At 60.0% G+C, this 13,694-nt stretch carries 10 protein-coding genes and 1 pseudogene; 6 read left to right on the top strand and 5 right to left on the bottom strand.

Features of this window, described 5'->3' with window-relative positions; translation table 11 throughout:
• Positions 1-248 precede the first annotated feature (248 nt).
• The 4 genes and pseudogenes from AC3WK5_RS04385 to AC3WK5_RS04370 all read left to right on the top strand — a co-directional run.
• Positions 249-1,283, top strand: a pseudogene (locus AC3WK5_RS04385) (HAMP domain-containing protein); the annotation flags it as partial.
• A 93-nt stretch (positions 1,284-1,376) separates the two neighbouring features.
• Positions 1,377-2,141: a methyl-accepting chemotaxis protein gene (locus tag AC3WK5_RS04380; RefSeq protein ID WP_492574143.1), complete on the top strand. Its 765-nt coding sequence runs from the start codon at positions 1,377-1,379 to the stop codon at positions 2,139-2,141.
• Positions 2,142-2,240: 99 nt separating this feature from the next.
• Positions 2,241-2,513, top strand: coding sequence for a type II toxin-antitoxin system Phd/YefM family antitoxin (locus AC3WK5_RS04375; protein WP_103320423.1), 273 nt, complete (start codon positions 2,241-2,243; stop codon positions 2,511-2,513).
• Complete coding sequence (locus AC3WK5_RS04370) at positions 2,510-2,842, top strand: type II toxin-antitoxin system RelE/ParE family toxin (protein ID WP_103320421.1); 333 nt, start codon at positions 2,510-2,512, stop codon at positions 2,840-2,842. The genes AC3WK5_RS04375 and AC3WK5_RS04370 overlap by 4 nt, the downstream gene beginning before the upstream one ends.
• Before the next feature lie 14 nt (positions 2,843-2,856).
• Here the strand turns inward: AC3WK5_RS04370 and AC3WK5_RS04365 are convergent, their stop codons facing one another.
• The 5 genes from AC3WK5_RS04365 to AC3WK5_RS04345 all read right to left on the bottom strand — a co-directional run bounded on the left by AC3WK5_RS04365 (position 2,857) and on the right by AC3WK5_RS04345 (position 12,438).
• On the bottom strand, positions 2,857-3,459 hold the full coding sequence (locus AC3WK5_RS04365; RefSeq protein ID WP_103320420.1) for a DUF924 family protein: 603 nt from the start codon (positions 3,457-3,459) through the stop codon (positions 2,857-2,859).
• Positions 3,460-3,462: 3 nt separating this feature from the next.
• Positions 3,463-4,473, bottom strand: coding sequence for a class 1 fructose-bisphosphatase (locus tag AC3WK5_RS04360; protein WP_103320418.1), 1,011 nt, complete (start codon positions 4,471-4,473; stop codon positions 3,463-3,465).
• A gap of 272 nt (positions 4,474-4,745) precedes the next feature.
• Entirely contained in the window at positions 4,746-6,110 is a 1,365-nt protein-coding gene (locus AC3WK5_RS04355; RefSeq protein WP_103320416.1) for a DUF3999 domain-containing protein, read from the bottom strand.
• Complete coding sequence (locus tag AC3WK5_RS04350; RefSeq protein ID WP_103320414.1) at positions 6,107-9,700, bottom strand: DUF2339 domain-containing protein; 3,594 nt, start codon at positions 9,698-9,700, stop codon at positions 6,107-6,109. Before AC3WK5_RS04350 ends, AC3WK5_RS04355 begins: the two co-directional genes overlap by 4 nt.
• 287 nt (positions 9,701-9,987) lie before the next feature.
• The gene (locus AC3WK5_RS04345; protein WP_103320412.1) at positions 9,988-12,438 is read right to left on the bottom strand and encodes a glycogen/starch/alpha-glucan phosphorylase; all 2,451 of its coding nucleotides are present in this window, start codon (positions 12,436-12,438) and stop codon (positions 9,988-9,990) included.
• Positions 12,439-12,691: 253 nt separating this feature from the next.
• Here AC3WK5_RS04345 and AC3WK5_RS04340 point away from each other — a divergent pair, with 253 nt between their 5' ends.
• Complete coding sequence (locus AC3WK5_RS04340) at positions 12,692-13,129, top strand: YkgJ family cysteine cluster protein (protein ID WP_019691319.1); 438 nt, start codon at positions 12,692-12,694, stop codon at positions 13,127-13,129.
• A 254-nt stretch (positions 13,130-13,383) separates the two neighbouring features.
• The coding region (locus AC3WK5_RS04335; RefSeq protein ID WP_492574139.1) for an IS110 family transposase at positions 13,384-13,694 on the top strand (311 nt) is incomplete at its 3' end.

Below are 13,694 nucleotides of genomic sequence, written 5' to 3'. Positions count from 1 at the left end.
CTGCCAACCAGAAGCTTAGAAGAGAAAACCCCCTTCTGGTTCCCACCCGTACCGGGTATTTCTTGAAGGGTAAAATCGACATTTCGCACCAAAATCAGGCATTTTTTTGCGCTGATCGGTATTTCGTCGGTTTTCGTCAAACCCGCCTAATCTTTGGCGCTTCCCTGTCGACATAGAAGCAGCGCCAAGGCTGCCCTGTGGCAATTTGACGCTCCTCGTTGATCAGTCCTCCCGCGGTAGCGCCTTTAATGACCAGAAACATGAAGTTCAGCCACAAGATCCTGCTCGCCGCTGCCCTTGTGGTCGCGGTAGCGTTCGCCTGTTTCATTCTGTTCAACGACTACCGTCAGCGCCAAACCCTGCGCAATAGCACCGAGTCCTCGATGCAAGAACTCGGCAGCCTGACCACCAGCAACATCCAGACCTGGCTGGAAAGCCGCATCCAGTTGCTGCAATCGCTGGCCCAGCAAGTGGCCGTCGACGGTCCGGCGCTGGACAACCTGAAACGCGCGGTCGGCCTGCCGGCGTACACCAGCAACTTTCAGTTGAGCTACTTCGGCGGTGCCGACGGCGTGATGTTCTCGGTGCCGGCCGGTAATCGCGCGGCGGACTACGACCCTCGTGCCCGTGGCTGGTACAAAGCCGCCAACAGTGCACAGCAGACCATCGTTACCGAACCGTACATCGCCGCCTCGTCGGGCAAGCTGGTGATCACCGTCGCTACCCCGGTGCAGCATCAGAACCAGATGATCGGCGTGGCCGGTGCGGACATCGACCTGAGCAGCATCAGCACCATCATCAACTCGCTGAACTTCGGCGGCCACGGCCACGCATTCATCGTCAGCAGCGAGGGCAAGATCCTCATTCACCCGGACAGCAAACTGGTGCTCAAAAGCCTCACCGAGGCTTATCCCGCGGGTGCGCCGAAGGTCAGCCCCGGCATGAAGGAAGTCGAGGTGGACGGCAAGACGCAGTTCATCTCGTTCACCCACGTCAACGGCGTGCCGTCGGCTGACTGGTACGTGGCCCTGGTGCTCGACCAGAACACCGCATTCTCGATGCTCAGTGAGTTCCGCACCTCGGCGATCATCGCCATGGTGATTGCCGTGGTGATCATCATCGCGTTGCTCGGCATGCTGATCCGCGTCCTGATGCAGCCGTTGCTGACCATGGGCCGTGCCATGCATGACATCGCCGAAGGCGAAGGCGACCTGACCAAACGCCTGACCATTCATGGCCAGGACGAATTCGGGGCGCTGGGCACCTCGTTCAACCGTTTTGTAGAGCGTATTCATACCTCGATCCGCGAAGTGTCGTCGGCCACCGGCCAGGTCAACGAAGTCGCCCTGCGTGTCGTCAGCGCTTCCAACTCGTCGATGTTCAATTCCGACCAGCAAGCCTCGCGCACCAGCAGCGTGGCCGCGGCGATCAACCAGCTGGGCGCCGCCGCCGAGGAAATCGCCCAGAACGCCGCCCTCGCCTCGCAACATTCCAGCGATGCCCGCAGCCTGGCTGAAGAGGGTCAGCAAGTGGTGGATAAAACCATCGCGGCGATGCAGCAACTGTCAGCCAAAATCAGCGACTCGTGCGGCAACATCGAAACGCTCAACAGCAACACGGTGAACATCGGGCAGATTCTCGAAGTCATCACCAGCATCTCGCAGCAGACCAACCTGCTGGCCCTCAACGCCGCGATCGAAGCGGCGCGCGCGGGTGAAGCCGGGCGTGGTTTCGCCGTGGTTGCCGACGAAGTGCGCAACCTCGCGCATCGCACCCAGGACTCGGCGCAGCAAGTGCAGAAGATGATTGAAGAGCTGCAAGTCGGCGCCCGTGAGGCGGTCGCCATCATGACCGACAGTCAGCGCCAGAGCGAAAGCAGCGTCGGCATCGCCAACCAGGCCGGTGAGCGCCTGGGCAGCGTGACCCAGCGCATCGGCGAAATCGACGGCATGAACCAGTCGGTGGCCACCGCCACCGAAGAGCAAACCGCCGTGGTCGAATCGATCAACGTCGACATCACCGAGATCAACACCCTGAACCAGGAAGGCGTGGAAAACCTGCAATCGACCTTGCGCGCCTGTGCCGATCTTGAGCAGCAAGCGGCGCGGTTGAAGCAGTTGGTGGGTAGTTTCAGGATCTAAAACCAAACGGCGCACTTTGAGTGCGCCCGTCTGGTGAATCTGACGCAGGACTGAATTCAGACTAAACTCAGTCCTGCTCACCAGAAGGAGATCAATCTTATGAAGCTTTCCTCTCAAATCAAACCCATCAGCTACCTGAAAAGCCATACTGCCGAAATCGTCAAGACGATCACCGAAAGCCGTGAACCCTTGGTTATCACCCAAAACGGTGAAGCAAAACTGGTGGTCATGGATGTGAAAAGCTTCGAAGAGCAAGAAGACACAATGGCCCTTCTCAAGCTACTGGCAATGGGCAATCGTGAAATTGAGGAAGGAAAATTCCGGGGTGCGGAGGACGTCTTCGCAGAGCTTGACGAGGCCGAGCATCAATGAGCTTCAATGTCGTCATTCTTCAGTCCGCAGAAACAGACCTCAAAGAGCTCCGCAGCTACCTTACCCAACAGTTCTCTGCCCACACATGGCAAAACACCTATGCCACTTTGAAGGCAGCCATCCGTCATTTGGCGACACAGCCTTATGCAGGCTCAATCCCGGAAGAAATCAAGAGACTCAATATCAGCCAGTATCGGCAAGTCCTGTCAGGGATGAACCGGGTCATTTATGAAGTCAGGGAAAAGACTGTCTACATCCACATCATTGCCGACACACGAAAAAATCTGCCGACACTGTTGATGAAACGACTTCTGCAAGTGAACACATGAGATCAATGCCGTAGTTAAAACCGTGCGCCGGGCCCACTCAAAAATACCATCTCTTCAGGCGTACTTTCCCGCCCAAGAATCGCATTGCGATGGGGAAAGCGTCCAAACCTTGCAATGATTTTCTGATGCCGTTCGGCGTAATCGAGGTTATCGGCAAACACCGCACGATCCGCCTCGGGTTGCTCAGCCAGCAAGTCGGCAAAGCGTGAGATGGCTTGGTTCTGCACCGCCAGATGCTCGCAATGCTCGAACACCAGGTAGATGAACACCCGCTGGATAGGCCGCAGTTGCCGATCGAGATCTGCGGCAATGCCTTGCGCTACCAGAGCCTGGGCTCTCAAGTCGCCGGCAAAGGATTTGGGGGTTTCGCGAAAGATCATCCGCGGTAACTGATCAAGCAATAACACCAGGGCCAGCCAACCTTCGGGACATTGCGTCCACTCGGTCAATCCGCCGGCCAGTGCCTGTTCCACCAGATCCCCGAAACGCCTGCGCGCTTCGAGGTCCTGGCTGTCACGCTTACCGAACCATAACGTGCCCTTCTGCGCCGCCACTTCGTTGGGATCGTCGGCTGAACCGAACCACCATTCGAGCAACGGCTGCCAGGGCGCGGTCATGGTTTATTCCTTGTGGTAAGCCGTGGCGCGTTCGACTTCTTCTTTCGACCCCAGGAACACCGCTACACGCTGGTGCAGGCCTTCAGGCTGGATGTCGAGAATGCGCTGGTGACCGTCAGTGGACGCGCCGCCGGCCTGTTCAACCAGGAACGACATCGGGTTGGCTTCGTACATCAAACGCAGTTTGCCCGGCTTGGACGGCTCGCGGCTGTCACGTGGGTACATGAACAGGCCACCACGGGTCAGGATGCGGTGCACGTCGGCCACCATCGCGGCGACCCAGCGCATGTTGTAGTTCTTTTTCAGCGGACCGGTTTCACCTGCCAGCAACTCGCTCACGTAGCGCTGTACCGGCGCTTCCCAGTGACGCTGGTTGGACATGTTGATCGCGAATTCCTGAGTGGAGGACGGGATCTTGATGTCTTCGTGAGTCAGTACGAAGCTGCCCATTTCACGGTCCAGGGTAAAACCTTTCACGCCATCACCGAGGGTCAGCACCAGCATGGTTTGCGGGCCGTAGATGGCATAACCGGCGGCTACCTGTTGGGTGCCTGGCTGCAGGAACGCCTTTTCGTTCAAGGGTTCGTTCTGGCTCAGGTACTCGTTAGGGCAACGCAGCACCGAGAAGATCGTACCGACCGGCGCGTTGATATCGATGTTCGACGAACCATCCAGTGGGTCGAAAACCAGCAGGTACGCGCCTTTCGGGTATTTGCCCGGGATCTGGTAGGCATTGTCCATTTCTTCGGACGCCATGCCGGCCAGGTGACCGCCCCATTCGTTGGCTTCGAGCAGGATCTCGTTGGAGATCACGTCGAGTTTCTTCTGGACTTCGCCTTGCACGTTTTCAGTGCCCATGCTGCCCAGAACGCCGCCCAGGGCGCCTTTGGAAACGGCGTGGCTGATTTCCTTGCAAGCACGCGCCACTACTTCGATCAGAAAGCGCAGATCGGCAGGAGTGTTGTTGCTACGGGTCTGCTCAATCAGATAGCGACTCAAGGTAACGCGGGACATGGAAGGCTCCGAAGGAATGGGGGCTAAAAACCCGCGCAGTTTAACGCGAGTCGGTGCGCAATTCCTCTTATCAGACGAGATTCACTGAATAGAGTTCATGCGCGAGGTTGAGCGTAGTTCGAAACCGGACGCGTGTGCCCGCGAGATTGGTGCCAGTTTCAATATTTTTGGCGGTTTCAAGGACGCCATCGCGGGCAAGCCTTGCTCCTACAAGAGCGGCGTAAATCCTGTAGGAGCAAAGCTTGCTCGCGATCTGGTGCGCAGCGCCAGCCCTAGGATTTCACTGGTGGTTTGCGCAGCAAACTGAACGCCATCCCTGCCAAGCCTGCCACTCCTAGCAAGAGCACCGCCCACAAGCCGATCTTCTTCCAGTTCATGCCCGGGACAATCGGCACCACTGCTGCCGCCGGCGAAGTCACCACCGCCGCACCATCGACCTTGGCCTGGCCTAACGTTGCCAGACGCTTGGGACTGTAATCGGGAATCAGCGTCGACAGCGGCAAACTCGCCGCTTTAACCGTCGCGCTACCCAGCGCCAGTGTGTACGGCCCCACCCCGCGAGCGAGGAACACCACTTGGGTCGAGCGCACGGCATAGCGCACTGTCGGAGCCTGTGCGCCCAAGCCGCCGCCGCGCTCATCGACGGTCAGTTTCAACTGCTGCACCACATGGCCAGGCAGCTGCAATTGGTTCTGCACCACGTCCTGACCATTTTGCGTCAGCCGATAGAGCAAACCGCTGCTCAAGGGCTGCCACGGCAAACTGCTTTCGCGACGTCCCGACAGGGTCACCGGCGCCAGGCTGTTGGCCTGGCTCAACTCGACCTGCAAGCGCTCCACGCTCAAACCCATCGGCAATTGCCAGGTGTATTCGCCGGCCCTGGTGCTGCTGCCGGCCAACGGCTCGGACCAGACCAACGGCTGCGGCAGGTAGCTGGAACTGGTGCTTTGCAGTTGCGCCGAGGTCAGCGCGGGCGCCGCTTGCGGGGTTTTCCACAGCAAGCGCAGATAACGCGCGCTCTGCCCCGGCAAATCGACGTCATGCTGTTCGACGCGTTCGTCGGCAAACGACAGCCGCGCTACCTGACCTTCGCCCCACGGCTGCCAATGCTGCAAATCATCACTGGCTTCGATGCTGAAACGCTGGAAACCGTCGCGTTCTCTACTCCAGTCAAGGATCAACTGCTGCAACGGCGCCTTGATCGCACTGGCATCCAGCAACCAGCCGCGCAGTACTTCTTCGCCAGCCTTGAGCGGGTTCGATGGCTGGACCTCCACCAACGTGCCGCTGGCATTCGACTGCACGCGCACGCTCGGCACCGCCTCGCTAGCAGAGGCCGAGTCGTAAATCGGGAACCACTTGACGTTATTCACCACCAGACTTTCGCGACTCTGCGCCTGTTCCCGCGCCAGCGAATAGGCCTGCACTTCACCGGCTGCGTTGAATACCCGCACGTCGCTGAGATCGGTCTGGCGCGCATTCAATTGCACCGCCAGCGGCAACTCGAGGCGATACCACGGCCCTTCGCCGCTCAGGCTCAACGGCACCTGCGTAGTGAAGTCTGCCGGTGCTTCCTGAGCCGTGGCCGACAACGCCACACAGAGTCCAACAACGCCCAGCGACCACTTCCGATTCAAGACGACACTCCTTCAGATTCATTGGCCGGTTTCTCAGGCCCGGGCGTTGGTTCGGCGCGTTTGGGTGGCAGCGGTGCGAAATAGCCCACTACCAGCAGCAACACGCCCACGCCGATAAACGACACGATCCGCGCCAGACCGCCGCGGTTACTCAGTTCGACAAAGACCAGTTTGGCGACCACCAGCGCAATCAACGCCGCGCCGACCAGCCAGACTTCCCGACGATGGCGCAAATGCCCGCCGATCATCAGGCTCAGGGCAATCAGGGTCCAGACGATCGACAAGCCCGCCTGCACCAACATCGACTCCAGCAACGCATCCAACTCATACGGCACGCCAGCCCAATGGTGAGCGCTGCGCATCACCAGCGCGGTGAAGAAGGCAAACAGCGAGACTCCGGCCACCACTTGCGTGGCACCCTCGGCGTAATCGGCACGAATCGCCAATTGGCTGACCGCACTGCGCGACCACATATAAACGCCGAACAAGGCAAACAGCAGGCCGATGTCCAACGGGTTGAGCAACGGCAGATAAGGCAACGGTTCGGCGGTGCCGTCGCTGGCAATGTTCGCCAGCCAGAACCAGCCGAGCATCAACAGCGCCAGCGGTAGCGCGGCGTACACGCGGTACTCGCGGGCATACGCCGACACCGGCCACGGCCAGGCGCGCGGTGCGGCCATCAGCACCAGATACAGGCTCGGCAAGATCGCCCAACCCAGCCAGCGCCAGGCGTTGTACTGCTCGGACAACACCAGCAAGCCGTAACGCAGCTCCAGCGCCAACACGCCGATCAACAGCCAGCAACCCGCCACATGAGCAACGCTCAATACTCGCGCGGGGAGCATCGGCGCCAAGCGCCGCAACGAGACGACATGCACCCCGAACACCATCGCCCACGCCAGCCAGCCGAAATTCGCTGCAGGGTTATAACGCGAATGCCAGGCCGCGACCAATACCAGCGCCGCCGCTGGAATCAGCAACGTGCAGAGAACGCCCAGTGCCGGCCATTGCAGTCGTCGGGACAACAACGTCCACACTGCGACGCTCAGCGCTGCGAGGCCCAGCAACAGCGTGGCTTGCAGGTTCAGCGGTGCAAACCGCAGCACTTCGCTGATCAGCGCCAGCGCCCACCAGGCGGCGCCCCACACCAGCAGCAACTCGGACAAGCGCTGCAAACTCAAGGCATCGAACGCACTGGCATGATTGCCAAGCTGCAAGCGCCAGGCACCGACCATCGCCGCCAGCCCGAGCACCATCGGCGTCCAGAAACCGCTGTGGCCCAGTGGCCGCAGACCTTCGCTGGCGAGCGGCCCGAGCAGTTCGGGCCCCGCGATCAGGAACGCCGCGCCGCCGATCACCTGCAACAACAAGCCAAAGACAAAACTCACCCGCTGCTGCAAGTACAGGCTCAGCCAGATGATCAACAGACCGCTGGCCGCCCACACCGCGCTCGCCGTTTGCCACGGCAACACAAACAGCACCGCCAGATTGATCAGCACCAACCCGGCCAGCAACACCACCGACAACCCACGCAGCAATCGTGCGTCACTGCGCACCATGTCGTCGCGAGCGGCGAACAGCATTCCGCCGATCAACGCCAGGCCAATCAACGATGCAGTGAGCAAACCGCTCCAGCCCGCGCTGAACACCGCTGCTGCCTCACCACTGGCACCTTGCAGCCGCAGCAGGAACAACACACCGCCCAGCAGTTGCACCCCAAACGCCGTAAACAGGAAGGTCCGCGATTGCAGGCGCAAGCCGACAAACAACGTCACCAAACCGGCCAGCGCCCAACTGATCGCAGTACCGTGGGTGAAGAAGGACAACGGCGCCAACAGATAAAGGAACGTCAGTCCTGCACAGGCCAACACCGGCAAGCCCTTGCGTTCCCAGGCCGAGGTTTGCTCAGGGGAAGCGTTGCGCAAGTGGTAGAAACTGAACAGCAACGCCACGCCGAGCATCAGCGCACCAAGCGCTGAACCATCGAGCAGACTGCTGTCGCCCAGGCTCAGTTTGCTGAGGAACGCCAGCGCCGAACCCAGCTGCAACAGCAAGGCAAAAGCCCGCGCCAACGGCCGATGCTGACGCAAGCCAAGCCAGAAGATTCCCGCGCCCTCCACCGCCCAGGCGGCCGCCGTCCAGCGCGCATCGAGACCCAGCGGGATCGCCAGGCTGGCGAAAATCACCCCCAGCGCCAGGCAGGTTTCCGCCAGCAGCAGGGCTCGACCTCCGCTGAGAAAACGCGCCAGGCCCATGTACACGATGCCCAACGCCAGCGCGCTGAACGCGGCAGCGAACTCAAAATGATGAATCAGCGCGAACTGCATACCAAAGCCCACCAGCGGCGGACCGAACAGCATCGTGCCGTCGACGTAGTCGCCCTTGCGCGCCGACCAGCGCAGCAGCGCGTCACGGCTGTCATCTTCCGGCGCGTCAGTCATCTCGAGCAGTTTGCGGCGGGTGAACAACAAGCCGATCGCCAGGTACATGAGGAAGAACAGGATCAGGAACGGCTCGGTGCTCCACAGCAGTTCCGGCGTATAGGAACGCACGCCCCAGGCAAAGCCAATGCCGAAGGTGCCGGCGAAGCCAATCAGGTTCAGCGGCCGCCAGGCCTTGAACCAGGCAATGGCGAGGATGCCGGTGTTGAGCAAGGCGAAGTAGCTGAACAGCGCGACATGGTTGCCGGCGCCGGTGGAGGTCAGGATCGGCGCGGCGAACCCGCCCAATGCCGCCGCGCAGGCCAGCGCGAGCGAGTCCTGGGTGATCGCCAGAATCGCCGAGAAGATCGTCACCGCCACCAGCAAGCCCAACGCCGCCGACGGGTCGAGCAAAGGGTGCAAGCGCATGGCGGCGAATACCGTCAGGTACAGCACGGCGATGCCGGTGCCCTGCAGGATCAACGCGTAGTTGGTGTTGCGCAGGCGCAACCACCAACCCAGGCCCAGCAACGCCAACGCGGCCGCAGCGACCCCGGCGTAACGCAATTCAATTGGCACCACCATGCCTTCGGTGGCGTAGCGCAGCAAAAACGCCAGACCGAAGAACAACAGCACCACGCCGACCCGCAGTACGGTGTTGCCACCGAACAGCCAATTGCGTGCGGCGGCAATACCGCGCTCGAACAGATTCGGGCCTCGGGGTTCGGTCGGTTGTGGTGGTTCGCTGGGTTGCGGGGCCCAGAGATCGGCAGGCTCAGGTGTGATGCTCGCGTGTACCGGTTCGAATTCGGGCGGCAATTCCCAAACCAGTTCCTGCGCGGCAGACAACGGCGCCGGGCCAGGCTCGGGCGCTTGGTCAAAGACGATATCAGGAGAAATAGTCGGCTCGCTGGCCGTTGTCGACTCGGGGGGCGGAGCTGCCTGGACGCCACGGGTTTCCAGTAACGCCAGCCGCTGCTCGACCACGTCGAGGGCAACCTGCGCCTGTTCCAGTTGACGACGCTGTTCGTCCGTTTGTGAATTCAGGCGCCTGAGCACAATCGCCTGCCCCGCACCCAGGCCGATCAACGCGCCAATCAGCGCATCGCTGAGTGACTCATCGAGCACCCAGCCCAGCACCATCCCTATCAGCATGAACATCCATTGCATGGTCGATATCCCTAAGCGGCCCATTGCCGGGCGAGTCCGGGCGATACAGCGTCTGGCTCAGTCTAGTAACCAGACACCCGGAATCCAGTGTGGGAGCAGATTGTATCTGCACCACAAATCCACTGTGGGAGCGGGCTTGCTCGCGAAGAGGGCGTAACGTTCAACACGGATGTCGAATGTCAGTCCGCTTTCGCGAGCAAGCCCGCTCCCACAGGGGTGAAGTTGACGCTTAGTATATCGATCCGGCCCCACAACCGTGGGGCCTTGCTCGCAATTATTGCTAAAAGTTACTCCAGCGCTTTCCAGATATCCGTGGCGTACTCGCGAATGGTCCGGTCGGACGAGAACCAGCCCATGCGCGCGCTGTTGAGCACCGCCGAGCGCCACCACTCCTTCGAGTCGTGCCAATGCTCTTCAACCCGCACCTGGGCATTCCAGTAGGAATCGAAGTCGGCGCAGACCAGGAAGCGGTCATATTCGATCAACGAATCGATCAACCCGGTGTAACGCGACGGCTCATCGGGCGAGAACACACCGCCACGAATCGCTTGCAGCACATCCCCCAATCGACGGGAGGCGGCGATGTCCGGTGCGGCATAGAACTCGTGATTCTGCTTGCGCGCCTCAACCTGCTGAGCCGTCAGGCCAAAAATGAACATGTGCTCGACGCCAATGCGCTCGCTCATTTCCACGTTGGCACCGTCCAGGGTGCCGATGGTCAGCGCGCCGTTGAGGCCGAACTTCATGTTACTGGTACCGGAAGCCTCAAAACCGGCCGTGGATATCTGCTCCGACAGGTCGGCCGCCGGAATGATGCTTTCCGCCAGGCTGACGTTGTAGTTGGGCAAGAACACCACTTTCAGCAAGCCGCGCACCGTCGGGTCATTGTTGACCACCCGGGCGATGTCGTTGGTCAGTTTGATGATCAGCTTGGCCTGGTGATAACTCGCGGCAGCTTTGCCGGCAAAGATCTTCACCCGCGGCACCCAATCGACTTCCGGCTCGGCGCGGATCGCCTGATACAGCGCCACGGTGTGCATCAGGTTGAGCAACTGGCGCTTGTACTCGTGAATCCGTTTAACCTGCACGTCGAACATTGCCGCCGGATTGACCGCGATCCCCAATCGTTCATGAATCAGATAGGCCAAGGCTTTTTTACTGTGCAGGCGCTGCTCGGCGAACTTGTTGCGGAATGCCGCTTTCTCGGCAAACGGCTCCAGGCCGATCAGTTTCTGTTCCGGGTTATCCAACAGATCCGGGCCCAGTGCATCGACCATCATCGAGGTCAGTTCCGGGTTGGCCTGATAGAGCCAGCGGCGGAACGTAATGCCGTTGGTCTTGTTGTTGATTCGCTCTGGATACAGCTTGTGCAGCTCGGAAAACACCGTGCTGCGCATCAGCTGGGTGTGCAGGGCGGACACGCCGTTGACACTGTGGGAACCTAGAAACGCCAAGTTGCCCATGCGCACCCGGCGACCGTTGTCTTCCTCGATCAGCGACACCGCGCGCAATACGTCAAAGTCATGCATGCCTTTGGCGCGCAGCGAATCGATGTGATGGGCGTTGATCAAATAGATGATCTGCATGTGCCGTGGCAGCATCCGCTCCATCAAACCGACTGGCCAGGTTTCCAGCGCTTCGGGCAAGAGTGTGTGGTTGGTGTAGGAAAGCGTATCGACGGTGATCTGCCAGGCCGCGTCCCACGCCACGTCGTACACATCGACCAGTTGCCGCATCAACTCGGCCACGGCGATCGAGGGGTGCGTGTCGTTGAGCTGGATCGCCGCGTGATCGCCCAGGGTCAGCACCGAGGTGTGCATATTGCGGTGACGGCGCAGCAGATCCTGCAAGGACGCGGCGACGAAGAAGTACTCCTGACGCAGCCGCAGCTCCTGACCGGCCTCGGTGCTGTCGGCGGGATAGAGCACGCGGGAGATGCTTTCCGCGCGGGCCACTTCAGCCACCGCACCCAAGTGGTCGCCGGCGTTGAAACGCTCCAGGTGCAAGTCCTCCATGGCGCGTGCACGCCAGAGGCGCAAGGTGTTGACGCTAGCGCCACGCCAGCCGACGACTGGCGTGTCGTAAGCAATCGCTCGAACGGTTTCCGCTGGCGTCCAGACCTGCTTGGACCTGCCGCTCTCATCGCTCACGGTTTCAACGCTGCCACCAAAGCCGATCGGGTAAGCCACTTCCGGCCGCTCGAATTCCCAGGGGTTGCCGAAATCCAGCCAGTTTTCTGTTTGCTCCTGCTGCCAGCCATCGACAACCGCCTGACGGAACAAACCGTGTTCATAACGAATACCGTAGCCATGGCCGGCGATGCCGAGCGTCGACATGCTTTCCATGAAACACGCTGCCAGGCGACCGAGGCCACCGTTACCCAGTGCGGCGTCCGGCTCCAGCAGGCGTATGCGTTCAAGGTCGACGCCCAGCTCGGTCAGCGCTTCACGAGCCACGTCGAGCAGGCCAAGGTTGCTCAGGCTGTCGTAGAGCAGGCGGCCGATGAGGAATTCCAGCGAGAGGTAGTAAACGCGCTTCTGGCCTTTGCGGTAGATCTGCCGCGTGTGGTCCATCCAGTGCTCGACCATGTGATCGCGCGCCGCCAAGGCAATGGCTTCAAACCAGTCATGGTCAAAGGCGTGATCCGGGTCCTTGCCCACTGCATAGGTAAGTTTGGTCAATACGGCGTCGCGAAATGCGGCCACTTCAGCTTCGCGAACTAGTGGTTCTTGAGTCATCGATAGGACCTCGGACGAGCATGAAATTGACTGAGCCTAGTCGGTCTGACATGAGATAAATGCACTCGTTCGGCGTTTTTTTCAATCGCCTGAATCGAGCCTATCCCCTTGCCGATACACGTTGAAAAGATGCAGATGCCATGCCGATCCCTCGAAAAATTCAGTGTAGCCATAAAAAAACCGGCAAATGGTCGTTCAAAAAATCACCAGTCCCGGTATGATCGCGCGCCCTGATGCACGCTGGTAATTCCACATGATGAAGCCGAACCTGATCGCCGCCGCGGAGATCGACCGTCTCGATACCTGGGCCAAGTACTCCGCCCCGATGTGCGGCTCGTGCGTGTCCAGCTGCTGCACGCTGCCGGTCGAGGTCAAGATCAAAGACCTGATCCGCATCGGCATCGTCGACGAATTCGAACTGGGCGATCCACCCAAAAACATCGCCAAGCGCTTGCAGAAGGAAGGGATTGTCGAGCGCTACAACCAGAAGTCCGAGATCTTCACGCTCCAACGCATGAGCAACAACGATTGCCTGTATCTGGATCGTAAGAGCCGTTTGTGCACTATTTATGAAAAGCGCCCGGATACTTGCCGCAACCACCCGAAAATCGGTCCGCGGCCTGGGTATTGCGCGTACAAGCCGAAAGAAGTCGTGCGCGAGAGCAATCCGCGGACGCTGGACAAGTTCTGATCGATTGCTGAGTCCTGCAGCGACTGTTAAACCGTCTTCGCGAGCAAGCCCGCTTGTATGTTTAGACTTGAAGGGGTGGGTGGGACTAAAAGCCCGATTCTGACTCTAGCCAGTACAGACCGTGGGAGACTTCGTCCCACCCCTTCTACCCAAAAGCGCCAATAAGGAATTCATCGGCAAGGCCGACGATAGAGACAAGCCAGCGCAACGGTAGACCCCAACAAGCTCTTAAACCCTAGCTCCGAGGATTCGTCATGACAATCCTTACTTCGCAAACGGTCGTGGGTGTTGATGTGGCCAAGGCCGAGGTGCTCGTCTATCGCGCCGATCTGCAAACCACACAAGCCATCCCCAATAATCGGGCAGCACTCAAACGCTGGCTCAAGACGCTGCCCGCCAAAAGTGGCATTGCCGTCGAGGCCACCAACATTTACCACTTGGACACGGTTGAGTTGGCCCATGAGTTGGGTCATCAGGTCTACGTCGTGGACGGTTATCGCTTGAGTCATTACCGCCGCGGTGTCGGCCAACGAGCTAAAAATGATCCGTGCGATGCCCGTCTTCT

The sequence above is a fragment of the Pseudomonas sp. FW306-02-D09B genome, assembly GCF_058782685.1.
The sequence above is the reverse complement of the archived record's forward strand: the minus strand, read 5'-3'. Positions and strand labels throughout refer to the sequence as shown.

Excerpts from the sequence above, each read along its gene's own strand:
- AC3WK5_RS04380 (WP_492574143.1), top strand. The coding sequence starts at position 1,377 with ATGTTCAATTCCGACCAGCAAGCCTCGCGCACCAGCAGCGTGGCCGCG.
- AC3WK5_RS04375 (WP_103320423.1), top strand. The coding sequence starts at position 2,241 with ATGAAGCTTTCCTCTCAAATCAAACCCATCAGCTACCTGAAAAGCCAT.
- AC3WK5_RS04370 (WP_103320421.1), top strand. The coding sequence starts at position 2,510 with ATGAGCTTCAATGTCGTCATTCTTCAGTCCGCAGAAACAGACCTCAAA.
- AC3WK5_RS04365 (WP_103320420.1), bottom strand. The coding sequence starts at position 3,459 with ATGACCGCGCCCTGGCAGCCGTTGCTCGAATGGTGGTTCGGTTCAGCC.
- AC3WK5_RS04360 (WP_103320418.1), bottom strand. The coding sequence starts at position 4,473 with ATGTCCCGCGTTACCTTGAGTCGCTATCTGATTGAGCAGACCCGTAGC.
- AC3WK5_RS04350 (WP_103320414.1), bottom strand. The coding sequence starts at position 9,700 with ATGCAATGGATGTTCATGCTGATAGGGATGGTGCTGGGCTGGGTGCTC.
- AC3WK5_RS04345 (WP_103320412.1), bottom strand. The coding sequence starts at position 12,438 with ATGACTCAAGAACCACTAGTTCGCGAAGCTGAAGTGGCCGCATTTCGC.
- AC3WK5_RS04340 (WP_019691319.1), top strand. The coding sequence starts at position 12,692 with ATGATGAAGCCGAACCTGATCGCCGCCGCGGAGATCGACCGTCTCGAT.